Origin of the sequence: Psychrobacter sp. SHUES1 (genome assembly GCF_001652315.1) — a bacterium.
Taxonomy (GTDB): Bacteria; Pseudomonadota; Gammaproteobacteria; order Pseudomonadales; family Moraxellaceae; genus Psychrobacter; species Psychrobacter faecalis.
In genome coordinates, this window is sequence record NZ_LXWA01000031.1 from 23,895 (window position 1) to 43,506 (window position 19,612).

Sequence of the window (19,612 nt, forward strand, 5' to 3'; positions counted from 1 at the left end):
ATAAGGAATAATTATTATGATGCAAGCTACAGATTTGCGGTTGACCTTTAACCCTGGAACGCCCATTGAAAACCCTGCCCTACGCGGTATCAATTTAAATATCGCCGATGGTGAATTTGTCACCGTCATCGGTACCAATGGCGCAGGCAAATCGACCTTTTTAAATGCTGTCAGTGGCACCACGCGCGTGGATAGCGGTTCAATCTTGTTAAATGGTATTGATGTCACCAAAAAGACCGCGCACCAACGTGCCCATTGGGTTGCTCGCGTTTTCCAAGACCCGATGGCGGGAACTTGTGAGGCGCTAACCATCGAAGAAAATATGGCGCTAGCCTATAAGCGCGGCGGCAAACGTGGTTTGAACTTTGCCCTTAATCAAAATAACCGTGACTTATTTCGCGAGAAATTATCGGTATTAAAATTGGGTCTAGAAAATCGTTTAACCGACCGTATGGGCCTGTTATCCGGTGGTCAACGCCAAGCCGTGAGCTTACTGATGGCGTCATTGCAACCGTCTAAGATTCTACTGCTTGATGAGCATACGGCGGCCCTTGACCCTAAAACAGCGGCGTTTGTTTTAGAATTAACCGATAAAATCGTCACCGACAATCAGCTAACAACGATGATGGTGACGCATTCGATGCAGCAGGCTCTAGCTCATGGTACGCGTACTGTGATGCTTCATCAAGGTCAGGTGGTATTAGACGTATCTGGCGATATCCGTAAAGGCATGGATGTGCATGATTTACTGGATATGTTTGAGCAAACCCGCGGTGAAAAGGTCGAAGATGACAGTTTGATATTAAGCTAACTCATTTTGCAAAATATTTTGAATTTAAAATAAAACGCCTTCTCATTAGGCGTTTTTTTATGGCTGTTTTAGTTTTTAAGAATCAAGCATGACCAATTTTTGAATCAATTCACTGACATGCTGCGCTTGCATTTTCTTCATCACCTGTGAGCGATGTACCTCTACCGTTCGTACCGATATGTCTAAATGGTCGGCGATATTTTTATTTAGATTGCCTTGCATCAGCTCATGAGCGACCTGTTTTTCTTTCTCGGTTAGCTGCGCATAGAGCTTTTTTATACTATAAAGCTCAGCTCGTTTGAGGGTTAATACTTGCGCACGCTCAAGCGCTTCTTGGAGACGGTGACTATTAATCGGTTTCTCTAAGTAATCAGCGGCGCCTTGTTTGAGCATATTAACAGCATCAGCAATCTCACCTTGACCAGTTAATGCAATAAGCGCTATCGGACTGTCCTGTTGATTAAGGTGCGCTTGTAGTGCTTGACCGCTCATGGCTGGCATCATTAAATCACTGACGATCACCGCGGGATAATAGATATCAACTTGCTGCAAAAAAGTCAGGGCACTTGACCACACTTGGGTCGGCAATCCTAAGCTGCTAATTAAAAAATTACAGGAATGACGCACGCTTTCTTCATCGTCGATGATATGAACCAGTAGAGGTTCATTATTGCTATCAACTGGCGTTTGCCATTCTGAGTGCTTAACTGAATTATGCTGAGCATTCATACGCAACCTTATGATTAAGTTAATTTGTAAAATTTATAAATGCTTGGTTGTTGATAACCCTCTCTTGCTCACTTTCGCTTTTGCTTACTGTCTCTGTTGATTATCTTATTTCTGCGCATCATCTGCCAAATGCAGCGGCAGATAAAAAGACACTTGCGCACCTACCCTGTTTGCTAATGGATGAGTGTTTTCCATTTTTATCAAGCGCACTTTACCATTTAACGACCGCTTTAAGCGTTGCTGATAACCATCTAACGCTTGTATAGTATTAAGCTCCTGCTGGAATTCGATATTGCCAAGCTGCATCATACCGCCAATTGACTTGCACAAACGCTGACATATCATCAGCCCCAAGCCTAAACCATTTTCTTTGGTCGATTTGGTGGCGTATTTATTAGTCAGACGCTGTTGTGATTGACCCTCAACTAACTGCTGATTACCCTCTAACGGTTTATGGTCAAGCAACTGCGCCTCATCAAAACCGCCTGCATCATCGGTTATATGCAATACGATATAAGATTTACCATTATAATCTTTTGCCTGACAACGTAACATTATCTGCGTTGCCCCTTGCTGCTCGGCATTGAGCATACTATTCATCAATAACTGGTCAAGAACCAAGCTTGGCAACTGCAAAGTCTGGTAGTCACTCGCCAACCAAAAGCCAATACTTGAGGCTTTTTCACCAAGTAGCAATATACACTGCGCATAGGTGGTGACGATGTCCACTTGAACGTTGTTCGGCTGCGAGCGCCCTGCCCAGCGCCGAATATTACTGATAACAGCCGCGACCCGTTCGGTTTCATTAACAATTTGCTGTAACGCACTTTCTGTCGCTTGTTTGTCTATTGCTTGCTTTTCTAGCACTTGCTTGTCCGTTAGGGTCTTTTCTAGCGCATTCAAACTATGGGCAGAGTTTTTATCCAGCACCGTACTTTCTTTACCGTCTTGGCGGCTGACACTGCTTTGACTGCGAATAAGTAAGCCTTGCGCATAATTTTGAATGGTCGCCAGCGGCTGATTGATTTCATGGGCGATGGATCCACTCATCTCACCGATGACAGCGAAGCGTTCTGATTGACGTAGCTGCTGGTCATAATCACGAATCAGTTGATTTTGCAGAATGATTTTTTGCCGTCGTCGCCATGCCAGCCAGCTCATCCACGCATAATTCACCGTTGATATCAGTACAATTAAAACGATAACTGCCATCCACAATCGATGCGCCTTTACCCAATCGACCATATGCGCGCCCAGCTGCTTTTGTGCTGGATGACGATTCATATCATAAAGGATACGTTCAGCATCGCTACTCGATTCGGCTGGTAGCCAGCGCTGTCCTATCCCTAACGACTCTTGCTCTGGTTGACTCTTTCCATATTGACTCAAACCAAATAAATTTTGATTGATTTGCCGAATCAAGGCAGCTGGCGCTTGCTCGGTCGCCGCCAATGTCCAATTGGGATATATCTTTGTTGAAGACTGACAGCTAGAAGCGGTCGCCACAGGGTGAATAAGTCGGTATTGTTTTTTGCTAATCTTCCCTTGCTGCGCCATTTCTTCCATCAAACAAAGTGGCGCAATCGCTGCATCTACGCTGCCACTGGCCAATGCATGTAAGGTACGCTCAATAGGATAACCGACGAACTGGGTCTGATAACGGTTGGATGGCACACCGTTTTGTTGTAATAAATGCGCGACGAGCAGATAACCACCAAAAGCCTCACTGTCGACGGCAGCAATTTTACGCTGCTGCAAATCTTGCAACTGATAAATGCCGCTGTCTGCCTTTACCCAAAGTGCACTGGCGACGGCTTCCATGGCGCTAGGTTCTTTTAACGGACTACCCTGACTGAGTTTATTAAATTTATTAGCTAGATTAACCGTTGTAGAAAGCTGCTTATCAGCGCTTTTATTAAAACTTTTTTTATGAAAGTTTTTACCCTGGTTATCATCAGGCCTATCCAATTGAGCGGTCTCTGTATCAGCTTGCAAGGTCGCAAGCCAGCGCCAATGGGTGGTATTCATTTTAATCAGCTGTACTTGCGGACCAAGCACTAGGGCAAACTGCTGCGCTTCGATTTCCTGCTGCCAATTTTCTAATGCTAGCGGTATCAAGACCACCGTGTCCTCTTGCAACTGTCCATTAAGCTGATTAAGCCAAGGTTGCCAACGCTCTTGTGCAGCCGTTTCCCCTTGCGGCGCGAGCACGCCTAAATAGTAAGTTTGCGCATTGGCAATGGCTAGCATTAACCAAGTAAAGGACGCTACAACGATAATAAAATAAGCGTTCAAGCTAGCCCAGACTTTAGACTTTTTAACCATACACCTAGCCTTACAGTTGAGCTATCAAACAGCCATTATAAATGAAAACCATAATTATAATGTGGTTTTCCACAATATCGTAATGTTACCCGCCACTTTATACTAGATAACAATCTTGTAACTTTTCATTTACTAAGCTTAATTTTTAAATATTTCATAGGACTATCTAATAGTCCTCATAGAATGTTTATGACGAATGAGAAGCTTAGTAAAAATATCTTATGGAGGGCAGGCTTATGAAAAAGTGGCCATTAATTATTATTATGGCAGCCATTGTCGGGCTGATTTTAGCGTTTATTATTGGGCAAATACTACCTAATATGCGCACAACCAGCAGTGACATCGAGGTCAATATCACTGACCCTGTCCTTATTAAACAAGGGCAATACGTCGCGCGTACTGCTGACTGTGTCGCCTGCCATACGACGCTTGACGGTGAAACTTATGCTGGCGGCCTGCCGATGCTGACGCCACTAGGTGCCATTTATTCAACCAATATTACCCCTGATAAAGAAACGGGTATTGGTCAATATACCTTTAGCGACTTTAAAAATGCCGTCAAGCATGGCGTGCGCCGTGATAATAAAGCGCTATATCCTGCGATGCCCTATCCGTCTTATCAGCTCATGCCAGAGGAAGATTTGGCCGCGATGTACGCCTATTTTATGTCTGACGTCAAACCCGTTAAGCAAGCCAACTTAAAAAGTGAGTTGCCGCCAATAGCCAATTGGCGCTGGCCGCTGGCTTATTGGCAAGCACTGTTTGACCCAAAACGTGACTTTGTGCCAGAAACTGATGATGCGCTATTGACCCGTGGCCAGTATCTAATAGAAGGTCCTGGACACTGCGGCTCTTGTCATACTGGACGCGGTATCGGTTTCCAAGAAATCGCCTTAAATAATGCCGACTCAGAAGAATATTTGAGCGGTGCGGTTATCGATGGCTGGCGAGCCAAAAGCATTCGCGGTGAACATCGCGGTTTGGCTACGTGGACGGCCGCAGAATTGAATGACTTCTTTAAAACCGGTCGTACTGACAGCACGGCTGCTTTTGGCGCCATGGCCGAAGTGGTCGAGCACAGCACACAATATATGACAGACTATGATATCAACGCCATGTCGTCTTATCTAAAAACACTGTCTCCTGCGCCAAACAAAGAAACAATCTTGCCAGCGAAAAAAGACATTACCACGCAAAAACTGCTTGATGGCAACTATGATTCGCGCGGCTCAATTTTGTACGCTGAGTATTGCCAAGTTTGTCACCGTGCCGATGGTAAAGGCGTGGCGCGTATTTTCCCAGCCCTTGATGGTAATAGCGCGGTATATGCTAAAAATGCTGACTCGGTACTCCAAATCACCTTGAGCGGTGGCCGCATGCCCGAAACCCCGCACGACCGCATGGCCTTTACCATGCCTGAATTTATCAACCTAAGTGATGCTGATGTGGCAGAAGTGGTCAACTATGTCCGTAATAGCTGGACCAACCAAGCGCCTGAAATTGGTGTTAATGACGTGGTAAAAATGCGCGCTTTTCTTGCCAAAAAACCAAAAACCAGTACCGATATCGCCCCAGACTTAAGTATTAATGCGCAAACAAAAGGAGCAAAATAATGAAAAACTCTCCACTCAACTTGCCTGCTATTGTTAGCGTTATCTCTCAAAAAATGACTATTCGCAAATTACCTACTGCCATCTTTACTGCTTCAGCGCTTAGTATCGGCGCTATCAGTAGTGGCTGCTCACAGCCCGAGCCTGTAGAACAAAACGCGCCTAAATATGGCTTAGTTACTGCTGATGATGCCAATGAAGACATCGGTACTTATGTGCTGCCGCAAGATACGTCTATCTTGGATGAGCCAAACGCTGATGAGATATTTTATGGTAAGCGCTTATTAAACGAAACCAAGCGCTTATTACCCGAGCACGTTGGCGCGCAAATGAACTGTAATAGCTGTCATATCTCGCAAGGTAAAATCCCCCTTGGCGACCCGTATATCAACAGTTACAACTTCTACCCGCGTGTGATGCCGCGCGCAGGTAAAGAAATCGATTTAACCAAACGCATCAATGGCTGCTTTCAGCGTTCGATGAATGGCAAACCATTAAAACCTGAATCACCTGAAATGCTAGCAATGTTGGCCTATATGAAATGGCTGTCACAAAATACGCCAAAAGAGCAAAAGGTCGATATCCAAAATGCTGGTAAAGTGGATGAATCCTTGGTCGGTAACCCTGTACGCGGTGAAAAAATATACCAAGTACAATGTGCCACCTGTCATGGTGATAACGGCGAAGGTATCAAAGACAGCCGCGGTGATATTGTCTTCCCACCATTATGGGGCGATGAATCCTTTAATATCGGTGCGGGCATGGCGCGTACTTATAAAGCGGCGGCTTTTGTGAAATACAATATGCCGATGGGCATTCAAACCAAAGGTCTATGGGGTCATGGCAATGTGCTCAGTGATCAAGACGCCATCGATGTCGCTGAATTTTTTACCCATCAACCGCGTCCTGACTTTGCTGGTAAAGTAAACGACTGGCCTAATGGCAAAAAACCTAAAGATGCGCGTTATTAAATGCACTAACCTGACAACATATCAGTCATGCTGATTTATAAAATAAAAAAACCTCAAACGCATGAATGGCTTTGAGGTTTTTTGTTATCTATGGTTAATGCGACTAAAAAATTTTGACCAGCCATTATATAGTAGTGCTTAAGGCAATGACTTTTATTACAGTCATACTTACTTATCGCCATTCGCTTATGAGGTCTATCATTCGTAAAATTCCTATTTACTCTCACCCTGCTGCTGGTTGGCCAGCTTTGGTTGCTTCTACTCGTAAGCTAATGGATTACAAGGCTTTTTTGCGTGGCAGTATAAGTATCTTACACAGCAATCAGCCCAACGGCGGCTTTGACTGTCCGGGCTGTGCATGGCCAGATCATAAGACCCATAAAAGCCTTGATGTCTGTGAAACGGGTATTAAAGTCATTGCCAGTGAAACGATGAGTAGGCGCGCCGATGCCGCATTTTTTGCCAAACATAGCGTCAAAAAACTACAAAGCTGGTCAGGCTACGAGCTTGAGCACAGCGGCCGCTTATCAGAGCCGTTATATTATGATGCAGGGCAAGACCGCTATGTGGCAATTTCTTGGCAGGCAGCATATGAGCGTATTGCTGATACGTTGAAAAATCTCGATTCGCCAGATGAAGCGTTATTTTACACCTCAGGACGCGTCACTAACGAGCCTGCTTTTATGTATCAATTGTTTGTACGCTGTTTTGGCACCAATAATTTGCCAGATTGCTCAAATATGTGTCACGAGCCAACGTCAGTGATGCTCGGTAAACAGTTAGGCGTCGGTAAAGCCACGGTGGTTTTGGAAGATTTTGAACAGGCGAAGCTAATTATGCTGTTTGGGCAAAATCCTGCTACCAATCACCCGCGTATGCTTGAGATGCTGGCACACGCTCATAAGCAAGGCTGCAAAATCATCTCTATCAATCCTATGCGTGAGCAAGGTTTAAGCAAGTTTAGAAATCCGCAAAAACCAACCCATATGGCCGCAGGGCAAAGTGATGAAATGGTTGATGAAGTCATTCAAATTCAAATCGGTGGTGATACCGCTTTATTGACGGGCTTGGCCAAATGGCTGACCAAAAATGGCAAAATTGATAATGATTTTATTGAGCAGCACACATCAGGTTATGAGGCGCTGGATACCTGGTTACGCCAGCAGTCTTGGACAGAGGTAGAGCGTGGCTGCGGTATTAGTAAAGCAGACATTATTAAACTTGCCAAACTTGTTGCTGATAGCCCCGCAACCATTTGTACCTGGGGCATGGGTATTACCCAACATGTCCAAGGCGAAGATAACGTCGCCATGATTACCAATTTGCTACTACTCATGGGTATGATTGGGGTCGATGGCGCAGGCGCCTCACCGGTGCGCGGTCACTCCAATGTGCAGGGCGATCGCACCATGGGTATCCATGAGCGTCCTAAACAGAGCTTACTTGATAGCCTTGAGCGCGTTTTTAAGCGCCCTATGCCGCAAGAAGATGGGCTTGATGTCATCGCTGGGGCAAAAGCATTGATGCAAGGTAAGCTCAAAGCCTTTATCAGCATGGGTGGGAATTATGCCGTTGCCGCGCCCGATAAAATTGCGATTCAAACGGCCTTAACCGCTACCGAGCTTAATGTTTTTATTGGCACCAAACTTAATGAAACTATGCTATATCCGGGTAAAAACAACCTTATTTTACCTTGTATCAGTCGTACCGAACGTTTAGTAACGGCGAAAGGTGAACAGTTCGCGACGATTGAAGACTCTATGTGCCAGATTGTTTCTACGCGCGGTCGCATTGAGCCGATTAGTGATGATTTAAAATCTGAAGCGCAAATTGTGGCCGATATGGCAACCCACGTGCTTGGCGCTGATTCGTCTATTCCATGGCAAACCATGAGCAGCGACTTCGATATCATCCGTAATTATATCGCTCAAGCGATTGAAGGCTTTGAGAATTTTAACGATCGTATTCGTGAAAATAAGCGCGGTTTTCATTTATATCACCCTGCCCGTCATCGCGTTTGGAATACCGATAGCGGCAAAGCGCAGTTTGAAGTCCCACAATATCCAATTACTTATGTCGCAGCACAGATGGCAAAAGCCACATCGAGCTATCATAGCCATGCTAAAAATAACAATGCTAAAAGTGACCATAGCAAAAATAATGAACCCGCGATTCATCCAAGCGATAGCGATAGCGATCACAATCCAACCCAAAGCGCTGAGCAAAAAGTATGGCAGCTAACCAGTGTCCGCAGTCATGATCAATTTAACACCATGATTTTTGGTCATCAAGACCGCTATCGCCAGACCAACCGCCGCGACGTGTTATTTATGCATCCCGATGAAATCAAGCGTTTAGGTTGGCAAAAAGGCGATAGCGTTATGGTATCGCGTCAAGATAGTCAAGATGAACAGCGCACCTTAGGTCCATTAATACTGACTGAGATGGATATCGCTGCCAATGCGGTGGCGACCTATTATCCTGAATGTAACGACCTTATCGACTTAGACACTCATGCACCAGACTCAAGGACGCCTTCTTATAAATCCGTCACCGTTGTTTTGCAGCGCGTTAATGAGGGCACACTAGCCGCCAGCGCTTAATAAAGATGGTTTGATAAAGGTAATGGTTAAAATATAATGCTCAGTAAACATAACGCAGTTGCAGTAGAACCTTGGTTAAATGGCTCAGCGGCCGATTTAGAAACCAATGCTGATCATGCTGCTGCGCCAATAATGGATATGCAGACCGTGCCCTTATCGCGCCTACATTTAACACAAAAACATGCTTATTTATCTACAGCAAATCTCTCTTCTAAAAATGCAGAAATAGAGGTTGATGACAAATCAGCGCTGCTGGCAGTAGAGGCAGCGGTTGCGATTGTCATTAATGGTATCCACTATGCGATATTGATGGCAAGCCCCTACCAGCTTGAGTATCTTGCTATTGGTTTTTTGTATAGCGAAGGATTGATTCATCATAGTCATGAATTATTAGAGTGGGAGGTAACGCAACTGACCGATATTGCCAGTTACCGAAAATTCACCAGTGATTTAACGGATGACTTACTTGATGAAAAGACGGCATTTGAGCAATTTTCAGCGCAGTTGCAAGACTATGATGTATATGTAGTAGAGCTGGTACTAAATCAGCGCTGTCATCAGCGTATTCAAGCGCAGAGGCGACAGCTAGCAGGACGTACAGGCTGCGGTATGTGCGGTATCACCGGGCTTTCGCAAGCGCTTCCCGATTTAAGTCATTATTTATCATCCAGCTTGCAACAAAAACAGTCAGAATCCTCCGTGCCCAGTCTTAGTTATTTACTGCACATGCATCAGCAAATTAACGCCGCCCAGCATACCCATCAACTCACTGGTGCGGTACACGCTGCAGCCACCATGCAAGGCAAGGATTTGTATTTATTTGAAGACGTAGGGCGTCATAACGCACTTGATAAACTCATCGGTTGGCAATTGCGCAACAAGACCAAGCTGACATGCGTGGTGATGACCTCGCGATTGTCTATTGAGCTGGTACAAAAATCCATTCGTAGCCACATTCCTTGGCTCGTTGGTATGTCGGCACCGACCAGTACTGCAGTACGCGTCGCTGAACACTATGGTTTGGGACTGGCAGGGTTTTTACGCGATGACCGAGTTACTTATTATACCAATTATAAAGACGCTTAAAACAACAAGTTAGGGGCGACTCTTTTATTATATCCATTTAACTCTATCACTAAACCGCTAAGCAATAACTATTTTCTACTTATTTTTACTTCAACTTAACTCTCCCTGTAAGTTCGTAAAAGAGCCCCTAGCCTTTATCGTTACCTTTCCTTAATACAAGAAAATTTGTTTAAACTTCATAGTTTCTCCTAACCTCTTCTGCTTATTAGGATCATTTTAATAACGACCTATTAGTTTATCTTAATGCTGGCTGACTAAAAAGTCTGCGGTAAAATTTGAGATAGCAGACAGAATAGGTTACTCTTACCGCACAAACATGTTACGATAATTTAACATCGCTGTAGTTTTATTTATCAATGAGAAGTAAATACTGGCAATAACTGCCGTAAAAATTTACTTATTATCACGACAGCGGATGTTCGCTCACAAGCAATAAAGGGATGAAAACCCATCCTAACTGTTGCTTAACGCAGCTACTATAAACAGCTCTATTTAGCACCGCTCAAGCAGTTTAGGCTCAGTGCTTATCCGTATTTTTGCTAGAGATGCTTAGTCAATAAGCGTCTTTTAGCGTCTCGTTACTATCGAGTAGGCATCACTTGACAGCGTAATGGTCAATCCATTAACAGACGCCTATTGAGAGTTGCCGCCGTTATTTCTAAGACAAATTTTTAGTCTATATTTTTTGTCAAATATTTGTCTAACAGGCTGTGCTAAATGAAAAAGCGGCATCACATTTAACGTGAGCGTTTGGCTTGCCTCATTGCGTGCTTGTGCGCTGTATACAAGCAGCGAATAGAACCAATGCGTCCTATTACATTCCTAACAGTTTGTGGCATGACTTTTATTGCAAACCTTTATTCTTCAAACAATTGCGAGGTATGAATTTGAAAACTGAGTCATTGTTCCAATTTTCATCAATCACCATTCTTTTACTTTTATTAGGATTTTATGGCGGTACTTACCTGCTGTCTTTATTGATTAAAAAAGATAAGGAAACCACTTCTGGATTTATGGTCGCCGGTCATGGTGTCGGTTTTGGCATGGGCGCGGCGAGTATGACTGCAACTTGGATTTGGGCAGCCTCGTTTTATGCGGCTGCAACCTCCGGTTATAAATACGGCGTTTCAGGACCGCTACATTATGGTTTTTGGGGCGCCTTGATGATTTTATTCATCTACCCTTTTGGCATGCGCTTTCGCGAACTTGCTCCTAATGGACACACCTTAGGTGAACTTATCCACGCGCGCCACGGATCATCAAGCCAATTAATTTTAGCAATATCTAACCTTATGGGCAGCTTAATTAGCTTGATGGTCAACTTCACCGCTGCTGGTGCTTTGGTATCAGTATTATCGCCGTTATCTTTTCAGACCGGCGTCATTATCGCAGGTGTCGGAGTGCTCAGCTATACGTTAACCTCTGGATTTCGAGCGTCCGTATTTACCGATTTTGCTCAATTAGTTGCTTTGATGGCGATTGGAGTCATCATCATCCCTGCGGTGCTATTTGCCATGGGCGGGCCATCGGTCATGGTCAGTGGCTTATCAAACTTAACCTTAGAGCAGCAAAACCTGTTTTCTTCTGAAGCCTTTTTTCAGCAAGGGGCGCCTTATTTTGTCGCGGTATTGGCTTATGCTATCGGCAACCAAACCATTACCCAGCGATTATTTGCCATTGATAAAAGCAAAATCAAAGCCACTTTTGTCACTGCAACGGTCGGCTACGCGGGCATCGTCATTGGACTTGGTATGATTGGCTTGATGGCTTTGACCATTGGTATTGAACCGCTCGATGGCAATATGAATAACTTAATCCCGCAAATGGTTAGTACTTATTTGCATCCGGTATTTATTGCCTTGTTCTTTATTTTGGTCATTGGCTCGTTATCCTCAACCGCTGACTCAGATTTATCGGCGCTATCAACGATTATGATGGCGGACGTTTATGGCAAAAATATCGCTAAAGGGCGCGTAAAACCAAAAACCATGATGCTGGTTGGACGCTCAACCATGATTATTGCCACCGCTGCCGGATTGATTTTTGCCAGCTTTAAGCTTGATATATTGGTCATGCTGGTCTTCGTTGGCGCATTGTGGGGCACCATTGTATTCCCTGTGATTGCCAGTGTGTTCTGGAATCGCGTCACCAATGTGGCCTTTACCTCAGCCGTCATCGTCGGGTTGTTATTATTTTGCGTCGCGCGCTTTGAGCTGATTCCCATTGAAGGCTTCACCGCACTATTTTTTGAAATTTTGGCCAGTGTTGGTGCTGCTGTCGTCATTGGACTCATGGTCTTTGGCTTTTTAGGACGCAAAATCGGTGTGGGCGCCGCCGCTATTACGCTCGTACTGATGCTCATTTTTGCCACCGGCTTTTTACGCCAATATATGGTCTTGCTGGCTTCCTTGACCGCTTACGGTGCCAGTACCATCGTCTGCGTGATTGTTAGCCTTATGGGTGACGAGCATTTTGATTTTGACCTCATTAAACAGCGGGTGGACAACTACGATAAACAGCCGCAAGCACAAACGTTACCAAAAACTTAAGCAAAAACTCATTAGTCATTGATGGTTAACCAATGCTTGGCTAGCCATTGTTACTAAAATCTAGTAAGCAAAAAATTTATATAAACACTATAAGGAGACATCATGGACAACGTCTTTATCTATGGATTTTATATCCTCGTCTGGCCGGCGATTACCCTTGGGGTGCTGACATTAATCTGTACCGCAACTTATCGCGATTTCAAAAAAGCAAAACGTAATAATCAAGATATTGTCTAGCAAGCGCTAAACTAGAATAATTATTTTTAACAAGTCATCACTGAATTTAGGTTTGGCGATGACTTCATTTGCACCACTTTTGCTGTCCTTTTACCTTATTAAGGCTCAAATAATGCCTCATTTATGGTTAAATAGCGGCAACTTAGCAAATAAGCGCTGTTTCGTTAAAAAATGACTTGTAATTTAAATTATTTTTGCTAATATAGGCATCCTTGATTGGCTGGGTGGCAGAGTGGTCATGCAGCGGACTGCAACTCCGTTAACGCCGGTTCGATTCCGACCTCAGCCTCCAATTATTTAGCTATAAATATATAAGTATGACGTTAATTTTAGCTTGCATTATTAATGGAAATGCTTATAATAGCGACCACTATCTAATAAGTAGAAAGCTTACTTTTAGATAAGACAAGTTTTGCCCGGGTGGTGAAATTGGTAGACACAAGGGATTTAAAATCCCTCGCTAGTAATAGCGTGCCGGTTCAAGTCCGGCTCCGGGTACCATTATATTAAAAGGCTTCCAAGCGATTGGAGGCCTTTTTCTTATAAGCGCATTAAGAAAACAGTGCTTTTATTGTCTTTGAACTCTATCAAATAGATCAATCAACCTTCTACTCTCATTAAAACTTTACATTCCGAACTTAGTAATAAATTTAAATCAAAAAAAATCCGACCACATTATGTGATCGGATTTTTAGTATTTGGTGGAGATGGCGGGAGTTGAACCCGCGTCCGCCAGCATTACGCTCATGAATCTACATGTTTAGTTTCTGTCTTTAGTTTTAATCCGCACCGATCCGACAGTCAGGATGGATTGGACGATTCTCTACTTTTGAACCCAAGCGATTGAGACAATCACTTGTGGCGAGCCTACATGCGGACGCTTCAACTTAGTTGACCAACTGTAGGTGATCAGCAACCAAGTAAGCAGGGTTTAAGCTGCTAGAGCGTAAGTTTCGTCGTTTGCGACTATAACAATATATGTTTGATTAACGAGAGGACATACACTCTCGACATGCATCATTGAGTTTCATCACCAGCGTCGAAGCCAGAACATCCCCAATAAGACTGACTATTATATAGTACCTGCCTATCAGTTTTCAACCTAAAAACCTTCTGTATTACATTAAGTTACAGCTCAATTATCTAAGCCAAAACTTTATTCATCCATTGGCCAATATTTTGAATTTGCGGCATACAAACTTGATGCGCCATCGGGTAGGTATGGTAAACGACACTATAGCCTTTCTCCGATAACAAATTTTGTGCTTGCTCGCCTAGAACCACAGGCACGACGGGGTCATGCGTACCGTGTTCAATCAATATCGGCATATCTTTGTTGGCGGCGTTATAGTTGATATGGTCATTGGTCGCCAGATAGGTAGACAGCGCCATCAAGCCTGCTAAGCGCTGTGGATAGCCAAGTGCCACATGATACGCCACTGCCCCGCCCTGCGAAAATCCCGCAATGACAATATGCTCAGGCTTAACACCGCGCTCGATTTCACGAGCAATCAAGTCATGGATTTGCTGAGAAGATTCTTCGATTTGAGCGATATCGACTTTACGTTCAAGGCTCATTTCTAAGATGTCATACCATGCGGGCATGACCATACCACCATTAACCGTCACTGGACGATTAGGCGCATGCGGAAAGATAAAACGTACTGCCATGTCATCCGCAAGACCTAACTGTGGTACAACTGGCTCAAAGTCATGACCGCTAGCACCCAAGCCATGCAGCCAAATGACGGCTCGGTCAATCACTTTGTTTGTAGGATTATGTTCAACAATAACAGCATCTAAATAGTTACTCATGTGTTTAAGTTCCTTCAACTGATAAATAAAACCAGATTTGTTTGTTTTATTAAGCAAGACATACCGTATTTAAATAGAGTTTATAACTTACCTACTTAACTTTTTAGGCATGCATAAAAAAACCCTCTAACGTATCTAATAGAACAGCAGTAGATGCGGCAAAGGGCAAATAAATAGATGGTAGAAAATTTAAGTAATCGACTGCACTGGCAGCTTAACATCGACATTTTGACCGCGATGGCGCAGATAGTGATCGAGTAACACAATCGCTAGCATCGCTTCAGCAATGGGGGTCGCGCGTACACCCACGCAAGGGTCATGGCGCCCTTTAGTCAGCATCTCAATCGCTTCACCCTCTGTGTTGATACTCTTGCCAGCCGTGGTGATACTAGAGGTTGGCTTCAAGGCAATACTAACGCGGATGTCTTGGCCTGATGAGATACCACCCAAGATGCCACCCGCATGATTGGCCGTAAAACCACCAGGGGTCATCTCATCACGTGAGCGATGACCAAACTGTCCAGCTACCGCCATACCATCACCGACCTCTACGCCTTTGACGGCATTAATACTCATCATCGCGTGGGCAATATCAGCGTCTAGGCGGTCAAATACCGGTTCACCCAATCCGACGGGCACGCCGCTTGCGATAATCTCCAAACGTGCTCCGCAACTCGTGCCTTCACGGCGCAAGCTGTCTATCAAGACTTCAAAGCGGCTGACCGCTTCTTTATCCGCACAAAAAAACGGATTGCTATTGACAAAATCCCAGTCAATTTGACTCGGGTCTAGCACTTGACTGTATTCCGAGCCAATTTGGGTAACATGTCCGCGCACTTGTACGCCTAAGCGCTCATGCAAATATTTTTTAGCGATGGCACCTGCCGCCACCCGCATAGCCGTTTCACGGGCTGATGAACGCCCGCCGCCGCGATAATCGCGAAAGCCGTATTTCATACTATAGGTATAATCGGCATGACCGGGGCGAAAAGTGTCTTTTATTTCACTATAGTCTTTTGATTTTTGATTGGTATTACGAATTAAAAGCCCAATCGAGGTGCCCGTGGTCTTACCTTCAAATACCCCAGAGATAATCTCGACTTCATCAGACTCGCGGCGCTGGGTTGAGTATTTAGACGTTCCAGGCTTACGGCGATCCAAATCTATCTGCAAATCTGCTTCGCACAATTCTAAACCTGGCGGAACGCCATCGACGATAGCCATCAGGCCTGCACCATGCGACTCACCGCACGTCGTTACGGTGAAAACCTGTCCAATACTATTGCCAGCCATATTTATCCTTAAACAAATGAAGTCGATTTTTTAATTGCTGCTTTTTAATTGCCGTTTTTTAATTTAGTGTCAGTGTCAATTTTACTTTATTGATTACCATCTAATAATTGCACATAAGCGGCAAATAATTGACGATGAGTCATAAGCTCGTCATAGGTAATAGCAAAAATACCATGACCACCGTGAGCGAATTTCAACCAATCAAATTGGATTTCAGGATACGCTTGCTTTAACGCCCATTCACTATCGCCGACTTCACAGACCAGCAACCCTTCAGGGCTAAGATAATCTGGCGCTTCAAACAAGATACGATGTACCAAATCTAGTCCGTCCTGACCAGCAGCGAGCGCATGTTCTGGCTCATATAAAAACTCTGGTGGCAAATCGGCCATAATCGCGGCATCGACATAAGGAGGATTGGTAACGATTAGCTCATATTGATGCTCAGCAGGAATCTTGGCAAATAAGTCAGACTCAATCACATTAACTTGATGACCTAAGTCATGATGATCGACATTGACCATCGCAACTTCTAGCGCTCCTTTATCAATATCAACCGCATCGACTAAGGCATCAACAAAGCGGGTGGCAAGCGCAATAGCGATACAACCAGAACCGGTGCACAAATCCAAAATACGCTCAGGCTGCGCCAACTGCTTAATCTCTAAACCATGGTCAAAGAAGGCGGCAGCTTGATTGTTCATACTCATACCGAGCGGCTTTGCCAACTCATTAACATCGAAGTACGGATGGAACTGCTGACGAATCAGCTCGGCGATTGGTGAGCGCGGAATTAGGACGCGCTCATCGACATAAAAAGGCAGGTCACAGAAATACGATAAATTAATGAGATAACTCAACGGCTTACGCTCAGCGATACGCTCTTCTAATAAGCCCAGTACCTGCTGCTTTTCTGAAGTGGTTAAACGGCAATCGAGAATCTGATCATTGGCTGCCCAATCTAAGGACAGCGTGTGCAACACAATCGCCGACGCTTCGGCAAATTCATCCGTCGTTCCTTGAGCGACGACCACGTCATAGTTGCGCAGCTGTGTGACCGCAAAACGAATAAAATCACGGATACTGACCAGTTGCTCACGCGCCTCTGCAAGCTCTGCACGCAGATTGGCAAACTCATCGTCTTCACCGAGCAGCTCTGACTCCAAATTGTAGGTCATCTCATCACCTAAGCCTTGCGACTCATCAGCAAAGTACTGATTTTGAAACTCTTCTGCGCTCATGGTTTGGTCTTCTGACATATCACACCTTACTGATTGCACGCGTATCGACGACATGCGGATGGATTAAATCGCTGACTTTTAACAGCCGATTTATTAAATAAAAACTTGTCATACATTATAGACGTAAACCTTGCGCTGCGCCAATGGCTGTATTTTTTAGCGCAAAAAGCTACTGCAAATAAATAAGGCAACTTTTATGATAGGTAAATGTATCATTAACCTCTTATCACTCTAGCATTTAACGATAAAGCAAATAAGCAAGACTCTAACCAAATGTGAATGCTCTTTTATAACTAGCATGACTAAATTATTTCCCAACTGTAGTGAATACGTCAACTGTTGACGTTTAGCAAGCCCTAAACGAAAAAAGATGTGTCAAAAGTTTGCGAAGCGTCCAAATTATGCGCATAATAGCCGCATTAGTTATAACCATAAGTAAGCCAATATGATGAAAATGAAGCCCCTTATCACCGCTATATCTATTGCGATTGTTAGTGCCAGTGTCAGCGCTGTTGCTGCCCCTGCCGACAATACGCGCACTCTACCAGTACGTAAAGCTGACTCAATGCCTAGTTTGGCGAAAAAAGTCAGCCTTAACGTGCAAGAAAACCGCAGCAGTTCACTCGATAGTCGCGCGCCTGCCGTAGCCACGCCTGCTTTAAAGCCTAAATCGCCTGATCGTATGACGCAGCTGATTGATGAAAAACAGGAAGCTGACGAAGACGACAATGACGCGCAACAAGCAGATGAGCAACAAAGCGTCAGCGCCGATAATATGAGTGTCGAAGAGCTAGCGCGTAAAGATGTACAGTCTGATAGCACCGATGACATCAGTGATGGCCAAGCTGTTGCCGCTCCTAGTGCAGCAATAGCCAATAACCGCCCAGCCGATACTTCTATCAAAAGTATCGAAGATGTCGATGGTAAAAAATATACCACGCTAAACCTGTCTAATTATGCCAAACAAGTCAACGGTGCCACTTGGACACCGAACATGAAGGTCAACTCCGCAATGACCATCAAAATGCAGGCGTTGTTGGATTGGAATCATGCCTCACCGGGCGCTATTGATGGCGGCTGGGGTATGAACAGTAAAAAGGCACTGATTAACTTCCAAACCATGAAAGGCTTGCCTGCAACTGGTAAAATGGATCAAAAAACATGGGACGCTTTGAATAAAAATATCCCAGCCAATAAGCCAGTGCTAGTGACTTATACCATCACCGAAGATGATGTAAAAACCAACTTTGCTACCACGCCTGCAGGCGCAGAGGCTAAGTCGAAAATGAAAGGCTTATATTATCAGGACATCAAAGAGATGTTAGGTGAGCGTTTCCATATGGACGTGCGCTATTTAGACAAGTTGAATAAAAACAAACAGTATAAAGCTGGCGAAACCATCACCGTTTTAAATACGCGCGATCCACTCAAACAGCGGATTAATCGCGTCGTTGCCAATAAAGCCGACAAAACCCTTTATGCTTATAACGGTGATAAACTGGTCGCCACTTATCCAACAACAGTCGGAAGTGATGCGACGCCATCACCGCAAGGCACGTTTAAAATCATTAATAAAGTAAAAATGCCGTGGTATAAAGCGACCGTTGGTAAAGGGTCAGACAAACAAGTACATATGCTACCACCAGGTCCAAACAGCCCTGTCGGTGTGGTATGGATGGGCTTGTCTAAGCCATCTTATGGTCTACACGGTTCACCGAAACCTGAAGGTATCAGCCGCCAAGCATCCGCTGGTTGCGTCCGTTTGACCAACTGGGATGTGTTAGAGGTATATGCCAATATCGAAAATGGCGCCACCGTTGAGCTAAAATAGTTGTTATTAATGAAAACGCATAACCACGCCTTATAAGCAATAAAAAAACAGCTCCTTTTTAGGGGCTGTTTTTTATTTTATATAAATTCTAAAGCTAAGCTGCCTTTCTTTATTTTTAATTTTTATGGTGGCGGGCTTTTGAAACTGCTAGCTTTTGAAATAGCCAGCTTTTGAAATGGCTTAGTCTTAAATTCGTAGCTTTGTAGCCCTAAGCCTTATGACCTTCCTTACCCGTGATACTTCCCACTTTTTTGGTAAAAAATAAGGCAGCTGGAATGGATACAATGATACCTGCGGCAACCGCCATTTGGATGTGCGGGATTTGGTTAAATCCTGTGACCAAAGCAGCAATCATTAATACACCGACGGTCACGGTTGCAGCTATTGAATAGATGACAGAAAATAGTGGCCAGTTCATGATTTATTCCTCATTTTTTGTGTGGGTATAACACCTTTATACACCAAATCCACACAAATAGTAAGCCTTTTCTTATAGACCCACAGCCCATTT

At 44.3% G+C, this 19,612-nt stretch carries 14 protein-coding genes, 2 tRNA genes and 1 other RNA gene; 10 read left to right on the plus strand and 7 right to left on the minus strand.

All coding sequences use genetic code 11. The features are described 5' to 3' along the window. Positions 1-16 precede the first annotated feature (16 nt). Positions 17-811: an ABC transporter ATP-binding protein gene (locus tag A7325_RS02790; protein ID WP_068404438.1), complete on the plus strand. Its 795-nt coding sequence runs from the start codon at positions 17-19 to the stop codon at positions 809-811. Between the two features lie 75 nt (positions 812-886). Here the strand turns inward: A7325_RS02790 and A7325_RS02795 are convergent, their stop codons facing one another. Further along, positions 887-1,540, minus strand: coding sequence for a response regulator transcription factor (locus A7325_RS02795; RefSeq protein WP_082894261.1), 654 nt, complete (start codon positions 1,538-1,540; stop codon positions 887-889). Positions 1,541-1,645: 105 nt separating this feature from the next. After that, positions 1,646-3,865 carry a PhnD/SsuA/transferrin family substrate-binding protein gene (locus tag A7325_RS02800; protein ID WP_068404440.1) on the minus strand — a complete coding sequence of 740 codons (2,220 nt, stop codon included), beginning with the start codon at positions 3,863-3,865 and terminating at the stop codon, positions 1,646-1,648. 236 nt (positions 3,866-4,101) lie between these two features. Here A7325_RS02800 and A7325_RS02805 point away from each other — a divergent pair, with 236 nt between their 5' ends. From A7325_RS02805 to A7325_RS02835, 8 genes are all read left to right on the plus strand, one after another. After that, on the plus strand, positions 4,102-5,478 hold the full coding sequence (locus A7325_RS02805) for a cytochrome c (RefSeq protein WP_082894262.1): 1,377 nt from the start codon (positions 4,102-4,104) through the stop codon (positions 5,476-5,478). Beyond that, entirely contained in the window at positions 5,478-6,446 is a 969-nt protein-coding gene (locus A7325_RS02810; protein WP_264753692.1) for a c-type cytochrome, read from the plus strand. Before A7325_RS02805 ends, A7325_RS02810 begins: the two co-directional genes overlap by 1 nt. A 200-nt stretch (positions 6,447-6,646) precedes the next feature. Further along, a complete protein-coding gene (locus A7325_RS02815; protein WP_068404617.1) occupies positions 6,647-9,049 on the plus strand; it encodes an FdhF/YdeP family oxidoreductase in 2,403 nt (800 codons plus the stop codon). A 132-nt stretch (positions 9,050-9,181) separates the two neighbouring features. Continuing rightward, positions 9,182-10,135 (plus strand): formate dehydrogenase accessory sulfurtransferase FdhD, encoded by a 954-nt coding sequence (locus A7325_RS02820; RefSeq protein WP_068404619.1) that lies wholly within the window; start codon positions 9,182-9,184, stop codon positions 10,133-10,135. Between the two features lie 902 nt (positions 10,136-11,037). Beyond that, on the plus strand, positions 11,038-12,684 hold the full coding sequence (locus A7325_RS02825) for a sodium:solute symporter family protein (protein ID WP_197488863.1): 1,647 nt from the start codon (positions 11,038-11,040) through the stop codon (positions 12,682-12,684). A gap of 102 nt (positions 12,685-12,786) precedes the next feature. Further along, positions 12,787-12,921: a putative transporter small subunit gene (locus A7325_RS13915; protein WP_223808464.1), complete on the plus strand. Its 135-nt coding sequence runs from the start codon at positions 12,787-12,789 to the stop codon at positions 12,919-12,921. A gap of 218 nt (positions 12,922-13,139) precedes the next feature. Continuing rightward, a tRNA-Cys gene (locus tag A7325_RS02830) sits at positions 13,140-13,213 on the plus strand. A 122-nt stretch (positions 13,214-13,335) separates the two neighbouring features. Next, positions 13,336-13,422, plus strand: a tRNA-Leu gene (locus A7325_RS02835). 198 nt (positions 13,423-13,620) lie between these two features. Here the strand turns inward: A7325_RS02835 and ssrA are convergent. The 4 genes from ssrA to prmB form a co-directional block, all read right to left on the minus strand. Beyond that, positions 13,621-13,979, minus strand: a transfer-messenger RNA (tmRNA) gene (ssrA, locus tag A7325_RS02840). A gap of 85 nt (positions 13,980-14,064) precedes the next feature. Next, positions 14,065-14,736, minus strand: a complete 672-nt coding sequence (locus A7325_RS02845) for an alpha/beta hydrolase (RefSeq protein WP_068404444.1) — start codon at positions 14,734-14,736, stop codon at positions 14,065-14,067. A gap of 189 nt (positions 14,737-14,925) precedes the next feature. Next, positions 14,926-16,029, minus strand: a complete 1,104-nt coding sequence (gene aroC, locus A7325_RS02850) for a chorismate synthase (RefSeq protein ID WP_068404446.1) — start codon at positions 16,027-16,029, stop codon at positions 14,926-14,928. A gap of 86 nt (positions 16,030-16,115) precedes the next feature. After that, positions 16,116-17,288, minus strand: a complete 1,173-nt coding sequence (prmB, locus tag A7325_RS02855; RefSeq protein ID WP_068404448.1) for a 50S ribosomal protein L3 N(5)-glutamine methyltransferase — start codon at positions 17,286-17,288, stop codon at positions 16,116-16,118. A 427-nt stretch (positions 17,289-17,715) separates the two neighbouring features. Here prmB and A7325_RS02860 point away from each other — a divergent pair, with 427 nt between their 5' ends. Next, entirely contained in the window at positions 17,716-19,101 is a 1,386-nt protein-coding gene (locus A7325_RS02860; RefSeq protein WP_197488862.1) for a L,D-transpeptidase family protein, read from the plus strand. Between the two features lie 208 nt (positions 19,102-19,309). Here A7325_RS02860 and A7325_RS02865 read toward each other — a convergent pair whose 3' ends face one another. Continuing rightward, positions 19,310-19,519: a hypothetical protein gene (locus A7325_RS02865; protein ID WP_068404450.1), complete on the minus strand. Its 210-nt coding sequence runs from the start codon at positions 19,517-19,519 to the stop codon at positions 19,310-19,312. Positions 19,520-19,612: the final 93 nt, after the last annotated feature.

Excerpts from the sequence above, each read along its gene's own strand:
- A7325_RS02790 (WP_068404438.1), top strand. The coding sequence starts at position 17 with ATGATGCAAGCTACAGATTTGCGGTTGACCTTTAACCCTGGAACGCCC.
- A7325_RS02795 (WP_082894261.1), bottom strand. The coding sequence starts at position 1,540 with ATGAATGCTCAGCATAATTCAGTTAAGCACTCAGAATGGCAAACGCCA.
- A7325_RS02800 (WP_068404440.1), bottom strand. The coding sequence starts at position 3,865 with ATGGTTAAAAAGTCTAAAGTCTGGGCTAGCTTGAACGCTTATTTTATT.
- A7325_RS02805 (WP_082894262.1), top strand. The coding sequence starts at position 4,102 with ATGAAAAAGTGGCCATTAATTATTATTATGGCAGCCATTGTCGGGCTG.
- A7325_RS02810 (WP_264753692.1), top strand. The coding sequence starts at position 5,478 with ATGAAAAACTCTCCACTCAACTTGCCTGCTATTGTTAGCGTTATCTCT.
- A7325_RS02820 (WP_068404619.1), top strand. The coding sequence starts at position 9,182 with ATGGATATGCAGACCGTGCCCTTATCGCGCCTACATTTAACACAAAAA.
- A7325_RS13915 (WP_223808464.1), top strand. The coding sequence starts at position 12,787 with ATGGACAACGTCTTTATCTATGGATTTTATATCCTCGTCTGGCCGGCG.
- A7325_RS02845 (WP_068404444.1), bottom strand. The coding sequence starts at position 14,736 with ATGAGTAACTATTTAGATGCTGTTATTGTTGAACATAATCCTACAAAC.
- aroC (WP_068404446.1), bottom strand. The coding sequence starts at position 16,029 with ATGGCTGGCAATAGTATTGGACAGGTTTTCACCGTAACGACGTGCGGT.
- prmB (WP_068404448.1), bottom strand. The coding sequence starts at position 17,288 with ATGTCAGAAGACCAAACCATGAGCGCAGAAGAGTTTCAAAATCAGTAC.
- A7325_RS02860 (WP_197488862.1), top strand. The coding sequence starts at position 17,716 with ATGATGAAAATGAAGCCCCTTATCACCGCTATATCTATTGCGATTGTT.
- A7325_RS02865 (WP_068404450.1), bottom strand. The coding sequence starts at position 19,519 with ATGAACTGGCCACTATTTTCTGTCATCTATTCAATAGCTGCAACCGTG.